Source organism: Micromonospora sp. NPDC050187, from assembly GCF_044459745.1.
In the GTDB taxonomy this organism is placed as follows: domain Bacteria; phylum Actinomycetota; class Actinomycetes; order Mycobacteriales; family Micromonosporaceae; genus Micromonospora.
On the sequence record NZ_JBITJH010000004.1, the window covers coordinates 406,524 to 415,992 of the forward strand.

The window sequence follows — 9,469 nt, forward strand, 5'->3', positions numbered from 1 at the left end:
GGTGCGTCCAGGTTACCAATCAAATTGAGGAGTATGAATAAATCAGGGTCGGTCCCGGAGACGACGACCGCCTCCGGGACCGACCCGACCGGTCACGAGTCGCGTCCCGCTCCGCGCGCCCGGCCCACCTGCCGGCGGGCCTCCTGCCGGGCCCGTGCCTGCCGCTCGGCCGCCGTCGGCCCGGTCGGTGACGACCCGCTCGCCACGACGACCGGCGGGGCCAGGTGGGCGGCCATGTCCCGGATGGTCGGCAGGCGGAAGAGGTCCACCACGTCGACCTCCCGGTCGAACGTCCGGCGGAGCACCCCGCTCAACCTGATCATCAGAAGGGAGTCGCCGCCCGCGTCGAAGAAGTTCCGGTCGGCCTCGACCGGTCGTCCCAGCACCGCCGCCCAGGCCTGGGCCACCGCCCGTTCGGCCGCCACCACCGGCTCGGCCCGGTCGGACGTCCGCTCCGCCTGCGCGGTGGGCGCGCGTTCCGCCCGCGTGACGGCACCGAGCAGGGCCCGCCGGTTGACCTTGCCAGACGGCAGCAGCGGCAGCGCGTCCAGCACGGCCAGCCGGTCCGGCCGCAGTCGCACCGGAAGCAGCCCGGCCAGGTGGGACCGCAACCCGGCGACGGTGGTCCCGGCACCCGGAACCGGCACCGCCGCCGCGACCAGGTCCCCGGCGGGGGAGCAGACCACGGCGGCGTCGGCCACCCCCGGGTGCCGGCGCAACGCGGCCTGCGCCTCGGCCGGTGGGGTCGGCTCGCCGTCCCGCCGGGGGCACTCGTCGACCCGGCCCACCCACCGCAGCACGCCGTCGGCGTCGCGGCGTACCAGGTCGTCGGTGGCGACCATCCGTCGACCGGGTGTGGCGGTGAACGGGTCGGGCAGGTAGCGGTCCGCCGTCAGGGAAGGCTGCCCGTGGTAGCCCCGGGTCACCGCCCCACCGCCCAGGTGCAGGCGACCGACCACGCCCACCGGAACCGGCCGCAGCGTCTCGTCCAGCACGTGGACGGTGGTGTCCGGGCGGGGCTCGCCGAGCGCCCGGAGATCGTTTCCGAGACCCGTTCCGGCCAGCGCCGGCCCGCCGACCTCGGCCGCGCTCCACGCGGACCAGCGGGCCGTGGCGGTCGGCAGGGGACCGGTGAGCGGCCCACCGGTGAGCAGCAGCGCCACCGCGTCCCCGGCCGGGGCGGGCGGCCCGATCCGGACGCTGGGTGCGCCCGCCGTCGGCCCACCGTCCCCGTCCAGCAGCACCGTCCCACCGACGGCCAGCGGCGCGAGGAGCTGGCAGAGGGCGACATGCCCGTCCAGCGGCGCGTCGACCGGCACCGCGTCGAAGGTGCCCGCCGGCCAGCCGGCCGCCAGCCAGTCCACCAGGCCGGCGAGGTTGCCGTGGGTCACCACCACCGGCCTCGGCTCCTCCTCCACTCCGGCCGAGTGCACGACCACCGCCGCACGCTCCGCGCACCAGGCGGGCGGCGGAACGGTGGCCCGAGCCGGCACCGCGTCCAGCGGGGTCGTGGGCACGCCGAGCGACGCCGCGCACTCGGCCGTCGCCGCCGTCACCAGGACCGTCACCAGCTCCGCGTCCGCCGCCTGGAGACGCAACCGCATCCGCGCCGCCGCCGGGTCCAGCGGCACCGCCACCGCGCCCGCCCACAGCACCCCGAGCAGCGCCGCCACCAGCTCGGGCGAGCGGGGCAGGCAGATCCCCACCGGTGACTCGGCGGCCACCCCGCGCTCCCGAAGCATCCCGGCGATCGCCCCGGCCCGCGTGACCAGGTCGCCGTAGTTCAGGCACCCGGCGGCGGTGCGGACCGCCCCGGCGCGTGGCGTGCGGTCGGCGTGGGCGGCGACGCGGGGGAGCAGGCCGGGCCCGGTCGGAGGCGTGGCCGCCGTCCCGCCGTCCGGGTCGCTACGGCCGCCGGTCACCGGTCGACTCCGTCCCCGGGCGGCGTCGGCAGTTCCGCCATCGGCCGGTCGGGCGTCGCGATCGCCCCGTTCAGCAGCAGGTCCAGCTGCTGCCACAGCCGGTCGATCGTCGTGGACGTGAAGACGTCGCTGTTGTACTCGATCATGCCGTAGAGGCTGTCCTCGCCGGCCTCGTCGAAGTAGCCGATGCTCAGGTCGATGGTGACCGTCTGCTTCTCCAACATGAGCGGCTCCAGCTCGAGGCCCGCCATCGACAGGGGAGCCTCGTGGCGGAAGTCGACCATGATGAAGGCCGCCCGGTAGAGGGAACCGAGCCCCACGTTCCGCCCGACCTTCAGCTCGTCGAGGATCACGCCGATCGGGATGTCGTGGTGGTCGAGGGCCCCGGTCATCGTCCGGCGCGTGGCCGCCACCAGCTCCCGGAACGTGAACTCCGACCGGACGGTGGTCCGCAGCGGCAGCATCGTCAGGAAGAGCCCCATCAGCGGCTCGGTCTCCGCCCGCCGCCGGGTGGACGAGTTGGTGCCCACGACGACGTCCTCCGCGCCGGTGAGCCGGTGCAGGAGGAACTTCCAGACCGCGAGGAGCACCACGTTCAGCGTGGTCCGTTCCTCGTGGGCGAACCGGCGCAGCGCCCCGGTCAACTCCGGCGACAGGCGGAAGTAGTGCTGGCCGCCCCGGTTGGTGGCGCCCCGCCGCTCGGGGTGGTCGACCGGCAGCTCCCGCGCCGGCGGGGCGTCCGCCAACTGGCGCCGCCAGTACGGCAGGTGCCGGACCCGGACCTCGCGTTCGATCCACTGCGGCTGCCACTCGGCGTAGTCGCCGTACTGGATCGGCAGCGGCGGCGGGTCGAACGTCCCGCCCTCGACGTAGGCGCGGTAGTACCCGGCCACCTCCTGCCCGAAGATGCCCATCGACGCGCGGTCCCAGATCATGTGGTCGAAGATGCGGACCAGCACGTGCTCGTCGTCGGCGAACCGGATCAGCAGCATTCGCAGCAGCGGGCCGACGCCCAGGTCGAACGGGCGGTTGCCCTCCGCCCGCGCCTCCTGCCACATCCGCTCCTCCCGCTGCTCCGGCGGCAGGTCGCCCAGGTCGAGCGTCCGGATCTCGAACGGCAGGTGCGGGTGGATCAGCTGCACCGGTTGGTCGCCGTCCAGTTCGAACGTGCTCCGCAGCACCTCGTGCCGGTCCATCACGGCGAGCACCGCACGGGTGAGGGCGTCGAGGTCCAGCCGGCCGCGCAGCCGCCACGCCGACGGCACGTTGTGTGCCGGGTCGTCCGGCTGGCGCTGCCGGTGCAGCCAGACCCGCTCCTGGGCGTCGGTGAGCCGGGCCCGGTCACGCCGTGCGCGGCGGGGGATGGCACCCACCGCCGTCGAGTGCTGCCGGTCGGCGAGCCGACGGTCCAGCAGGGCGCGCTGCGCGGGGGTGAGCCGCTCCAGTCGGGCCGACAGGTCAGTCATCCGCTGATCCCTCCGAGCTGTGGTAACGGTTGCGCAGGTCGTCGAGGTGGTGCAGACCGTCGCGCACGGTGTCGGGCGACAGACCGAAGTCGACCAGGCAGGCGATCTCGTCGACCCCGACGTCGACGAGGTCCTCCACCAGGGCCTCGCACTTGTCGGGCGTGCCGAGCAGCGCCAGCGACTGGAAGTAGCGTTCGAAGGTGGCGTCGAGCATCGCCGCGCGGGCGTCGTCGTCGAGCGCGCCGAACCCGCCCTCGATCCCCTGGTGCTGCCGCAGGAACGTGCCGAGGTAGTCGATCAACGGCTCCCGGACCAGCCCACGGACCTCCTCGTCGCTGGTGCCGAGGAAGGTGTGCACCATCGCGGTGACCGTGCCGGCGGCCGGGTCGTGCCCGCCCGCCGCCCGGGCCGCCCGGTAGGCGGTGATCTTCTCGCCGAGGTCGACGAGCCGGTGCCCGATCACGCCGGTCAGGATGTTCGCCCCGATCGCGCCGGCCCGCTCGAACGTCTCCACCGAGCCCGCCGCCGAGACCCACACGGGGAGTTTCGGCTGCAACGGCCGGGGCAGCGTACGGACCGCCCGGACGCTGCCGTCGGGTCGTGACACGTCGAGCGCCTCCCCGGCCCAGAGCCGCTGGACGGTCTCGATCGCCTCGAACATGGCGTCCTTGCGGCCGGGATAGCTCGCCGGTCCGCCCGGCGCGAGGACGAAGTCGTCCGGATGCCAGCCGGAGGCGGCCGAGATGGCCGCCCGCCCGCCGGAGAGGTTGTCCACCACCGCCCACTCCTCGGCGACCCGCACCGGGTGGTGCAGCGGCAGGACGACACTGCCGGCCCGCAGCTGCACCCGCCGGGTGGTCACCGCCAGCGCCGCCGCGAGCAATGACGGGTTCGGGTACAGGCCACCGAAGTCGACGAAGTGCCGCTCGGGCACCCAGACCGCGGCGAAACCCCGCTCGTCGGCGAACCGGGCGCAGTCCAGCAGGAGCCGGTACTTCTCGCCGTCCTGGGTGGAGCCGTCCCCGGAGAAGAAGAACAGGCTGAACTCCATCCGGCTGGTGGGGCGTTGCCGCCGGCCGGCCTGGGCCGAGGCGGGGGCCGTCGGCGCGGCCAGTTCGGGCGGCAGACTGACGGCGCGGGCCCGCATCGCCTGCTCGAGGGCCGCCCGACGTTCCGGGGAGAGGGCGGCGAGCCGCCGGTTCAGGTCCGCCACGGACGGTCGCTCAGACATGGTCGCCGCCTCCGATGCTGCCCACGGCCGGGGTGGCCTCGATCTCCGCCAGCAACGCCTCGAACTCGTCGAGTCCGATGCCCTCGCCCTGCCACACCCGGATCGCCGCCGCCAGGCCGGTCACGGTCGGCGCCTCGAAGATGACGCTCATCGGCAGGTCACCGAAGTGCTGCCGCAGGCGGGCGATGATCTGCATGGCGAACAGCGAGTTGCCGCCGAGCTGGTAGAAGTCGTCCTCCGGACCGAAGCCCGACACGCCCAGCACCTCCCGCCACACCTCGGCGACGGTCCGCTCGACCTCGTCCCCGGTGTCGGCGGCGTCCGGCGACGGGACTGTGGCGGCGACTCCGTCCGGCGCCGCGTCACCGGCCACGTCCCTCGGCGGCGCGGCGACGACCACCTGCGGCACACCGCCGCCGAGCGCCGCCCGGACGACCGCCGCCGGCCCCGCCGGGCCATCCGGGTCGACCCCGGGGCGCAGACGTACGGCCGTCGTGACCCGTCCCTCGGCGGTGCGTTGTTCGGCGAACGCCCCCACGGCCGACGCGACCGCCTCCTCGGTCAGCGGGTCGGCTCCGCCCAGCCCGGTGACCAGCAGCAGCACGTCGAGGTCGTCGCCGGCCAGCAGGTCGGCCAGGCCCCGGATCCGGTCGACCCGCCGACCGACCGCGTCCGGCCCCGGCACAGACGGTGGACCGGCGACGTGCACGACCCCGTGGAGCGAACCGAGCCGCTCCCGGGCCGTGTCGACCAGCCGGCGCAGCCCGTCGGCGTCGGTCGGGTCGGCCGGCACCCAGGTCACCGCGTCCGGTCGGGCGGCGCGCAGCCGCGCCAGCTCCGCCGCGAGGGGACCGGTGGCGTCCGGGCCGGTCGGATCGGACGCGTCCGCACGGCCGGCCAGTACCACCCGGGCCCCCGAGCGCGCCAGCTCGGCGCCGAGGCGCAGCCCGGTCTCCCGGTCGGCCCCGGTCACCAGGTAGCTCCCGCCCGCCACCACCGCGGCCGGCCCCGCCGGTACGGGCACGAGGGCGCGCCGGAACCGCCGCGCCCCCCGGTACGCCACGTGCGTGTCGTCCGGTCCCGCCGCCAGTTCGGCGAGCAGCCGGGCGCGCTGCCCGTCGCGGTCCGCGTCGCCGGGCACCGACCCGACGTCCACGAGGTGGAAGCGCAGCGCCGGATACCGCCCGGCGAGCACGGCGGCCACCCCGTCCAGCGCGGCCCGGTGCGGTGCCCGGACCCGGGAACCGGCGACCTCCCGCAGGTCCTCGGTCAACACGTCGACGCGGACCGGGTGGTCCGGTGCTGACGCGTGCAGGGCCCGCGCGAGACCCACCAGCGCCGCCACCGCGACGTCGACGTCGTCGTCCCAGGCGTGCAGCACCCGATCCACCGTGCCGTCGGCGGTACGGTCCCGGACGAGACGCTCCCAGGATTCCGGCCGGGTCGCGTCGCCCATCCCGTCCGCGTCGCCCCGCGTGATCCGGCGCACCGGGTGACCGGCCGCGCGCAGCGCCTCGGTGACGTCGTCGCCCCACCCGCGCTCGTCGCCGAGGACCAGCCAGTCGCACCGGTCCGGCACGCGGGCCGCGTCGCGGGGAAGCGCCGCCGGGAACCAGACCGGCGTCCCGGCCGGTGAGTCGGCCGACCGCACCGCCGCCGCCCGGGGCAGCAGGAAGTCGGTTCGGGTGAACGGGTACGTCGGCAGCGGGGTGCGCCGCCGGGGTACCCCACCGTGCAGCGCCGCCCAGTCCACCTCGACGCCGTGCTGCCACAGCTCGGCCAGGGCGGCGAGCACGCTCCGCTGCTCGTCGTGGGTGCCCGTCCCGCCGTGCCGCTCCGACGCCCCGGGCGGCGGCGCCAGCAGCGCCACCACCGGGGGGCGATTCTCGTACGCACCGGCCCGCACCAGGTTGCCGAGCCCCCGGCCCGGACCCACCTCCACGAAGAGCGGGTTCGGACACGCGGCGGCCACCGCGACCCCGGCCGCGAACCGCACCTGCCCACGGACGTGGGCCACCCAGTACTGCGGGTCGGTGGCCTGCTCGTCGGTGATCCACGTCCCGGTCAGGTTCGACAGGAAACGGACCGTCGGCGGGTTCAGCCGTACGGTGCGCAGCACGTCGGCGAACGCGCGCAGCGCCGGTTCGGTGTGGACGGTGTGGAAGGCCCGTCGCACCGGCAGGACACGGGTCACCGCGCCGACCTCGGCGAGCCGCCGCTCGACCACCGCCATCTCCGCCTCGCTGCCCGCGACGACACAGGAGGAGGGCGCGTTGACCGCCGCGATCGTGCCGTGGCCGTCCAGCACCGCCCGCAGCCTGCCCTCGGCGAGCGCCACCGAGACCATCCGTCCCGCCGGCAGCTCCTGCATCAGCCGGGCGCGGGCCGCCACCACGCGCGCCGCGTCCGCCAGGTCGAACACCCCGGCCAGGCAGGCGGCCACCAGTTCGCCGAGGCTGTGGCCGACCATCGCGTCGGGCTGGATCCCCCAGGAACGCAGCAACCTCGCGCAGGCGTAGTCGAGGCAGAACATGGCCGGTTGCGCGTAGCCGGTCTCCGCCGAGGGATCGTCGGGCAGTTCCGTCGTGCCCCGACCGACGAGCAACGCCCCCAGGTCCCAGTCCAGGTGCGGGGCGAAGGCGGCGACGCACTCGTCGATCGCCGCGCGGAACACCGGCTCGCTCGTGTAGAGCTGCGCGCCGACGTCGGCGAACCGGGTGCCCTGACCGGGGAGGAGGAACACCACGTGCGGCGACCCGTCGACGACCGCTCCGGTCGACGCGGCGCGCAGCGCCGTCACGGCGTCGGCCGCGTCGGTGGCGACGACAGCGCGCCGGTGCGGGAACCGGGCCCGTCCGACCTGGAGCGTCCACGCCGCGTCGGCCAGCTCGGCCGGCCCGGGTGCGGTTTCGGCCAGGTGGTCGGCCAGGCGCGCGGCGGCGGCGGTCAGCTCGTCTGCCGTCCGCGCCGCCAGGGGCAGCAGTTGGACGGGACGGTTCGCGGCGGCGACCGGGCGGGCCGGGGCCGCCTCCAGTAGCAGGTGCGCGTTGGTGCCGCCCATGCCGAAGGAGCTGACGCCGGCCCGGGGCGGATGGTCGGTGACCGGCCACGGCTCGCCCTCGGCGGTGATCCGGAACGGGCTGTCGGGCTGCTCCAGAGCCGGGTTCAACTGCCGGAAGTGCAGCGTGCCCGGGACGAACCGGTGCGCGATCGCCAGCGTCGTCTTGATCAGACCGGCGACCCCGGAGGCGACGTCCAGGTGACCGATGCTGGACTTGACCGCCCCGACCCGGCAGGAGCCGGCGGGCACCGCGCCGAGCGCCTCCGCCAGCGCCCGCAGTTCGATCGGGTCGCCGAGCGCGGTGCCGGTCCCGTGCGCCTCGACGTAGTCGACGGTCTCCGGGGGGAAGCCGGCGACGGCCAGCGCGTCCCGGATCACCGCCACCTGACCCGTGGTGGACGGTGCGGTGATGCCCACCTTCGCGGAGCCGTCGTTGTTGACCGCCGATCCTCGGATGACCGCGTGCACGTGGTCGCCGTCGGCGAGCGCGTCGGCGAGCCGCTTGAGCACCACCACCCCGACGCCGTCACCGGCGACCGTGCCGGTGGCGTCGGCGTCGAAGGGCCGGCACTGCCCGTCCCGGGACAGGATGCCGCCCTCCTCGTGCCGGTAGCCGGTGGGATCGAGCTGCCGGACCGTCGCGCCACCGGCTAGCGCCGTGTCGCACTCGTGGGTGAGCAGGCTCTGGCAGGCCAGGTGCACCGCCACCAGCGACGACGAGCACGCCGAGGAGACGGTGAGAGTCGGGCCGGTGAGGTTGAACTTGTACGCGACCCGCAACGCGAGCATGCCCGCGTCGTTGCCGACCGCCACCTGCAACGGGTGGGCGATGCGCGCGGCCCGCTCGGACGGGACGACCCGCTCGGCGAGGTGGGTGCTCGCCGAGGCGGCGGCGAAGACCCCGACCCGGCCGTGGTCCCCGCCCGGGGCCCGCCCGGCGTGTTCCATCGCCGTCCAGCAACACTCCAGGAAGTGCCGGTGCTGCGGGTCGGTCACCTCCGCCTCGGCCGGACCGACGTCGAAGAACTCGGCGGCGAACAGGCCCGGCCCGGTGAGCGGGTAACCGGTGCGTACGTACGCCGGGTCGGCGAGGTCCGCCGCCGGGACGCCTGCCGCGGCGAGTTCCCCGTCCGCGTACGTGCGCGAGCCCTCGACCCCGGCCACCAGTCCCCGCCAGAACTCGTCGACGGAGTCGAACCCGGCCAGACGGCCACTCATGCCGATGATGGCCACGCTGTCGTGAATCGTCGACTCCTCGTCGTCGTGCATGTGAGCCCTCGTTCCGTGTGAGTAGGTGGGGCCGGAGAGCTGCCGACCCGGTCGGCGACGGCAGGTCCGGCGGGTGGCAGGTCAGGTGTGTGCCGGCAGCCGCGCGTCCAGGGCGGCGACGGTCGGGTGGTCGACGAGAAGCTGGGCGTCCATGTCGACGCCGAGGATCGCGCGGACCCGGGTCGCCAGTCTCCCGGCGAGCCGTGCGTGGCCGCCGAGGTCGAAGAAGTCGTCGTCGGTGCCGACCTCGGGCAGGCCCAGGACGGCGGCGAAGAGTTCGCAGAGCACGTCCTGTCGGGGGCTGCGGGTCGGGGTGTCGACCGGCTCCGGCAGGGCGTTGCGGTCGAGTTTGCCGTTGGGGGTGATGGGTAGGGCGGGCATGGTGACGTAGGCGGTGGGGACCATGTAGTCGGGTAGCTGTGCGCCGAGGTCGCGGCGGAGGTCGGCGATGTCCAGGGTGGTGTCGTCGGTGGGGACGAGGTAGGCGACGAGGCGTTTGTCGCCGGGTTGGTCTTCGCGG

General features: G+C 75.1%; 5 protein-coding genes. All 5 read right to left on the reverse strand.

Annotation, left to right across the window (positions count from 1 at the left end; translation table 11 throughout):
• Positions 1–92 precede the first annotated feature (92 nt).
• Entirely contained in the window at positions 93–1,922 is a 1,830-nt protein-coding gene (locus ACIBJE_RS09605; protein WP_396745570.1) for a non-ribosomal peptide synthetase, read from the reverse strand.
• Positions 1,919–3,388 (reverse strand): condensation domain-containing protein, encoded by a 1,470-nt coding sequence (locus ACIBJE_RS09610; RefSeq protein ID WP_396745573.1) that lies wholly within the window; start codon positions 3,386–3,388, stop codon positions 1,919–1,921. Before ACIBJE_RS09610 ends, ACIBJE_RS09605 begins: the two co-directional genes overlap by 4 nt.
• Positions 3,381–4,619, reverse strand: coding sequence for a MupA/Atu3671 family FMN-dependent luciferase-like monooxygenase (locus ACIBJE_RS09615; protein WP_396745576.1), 1,239 nt, complete (start codon positions 4,617–4,619; stop codon positions 3,381–3,383). The genes ACIBJE_RS09610 and ACIBJE_RS09615 overlap by 8 nt, the downstream gene beginning before the upstream one ends.
• Positions 4,612–8,949: a type I polyketide synthase gene (locus ACIBJE_RS09620; RefSeq protein WP_396745579.1), complete on the reverse strand. Its 4,338-nt coding sequence runs from the start codon at positions 8,947–8,949 to the stop codon at positions 4,612–4,614. Before ACIBJE_RS09620 ends, ACIBJE_RS09615 begins: the two co-directional genes overlap by 8 nt.
• Before the next feature lie 81 nt (positions 8,950–9,030).
• On the reverse strand, positions 9,031–9,469 hold a 439-nt coding region (locus tag ACIBJE_RS09625; protein ID WP_396745582.1), incomplete at its 5' end, for a phosphopantetheine-binding protein.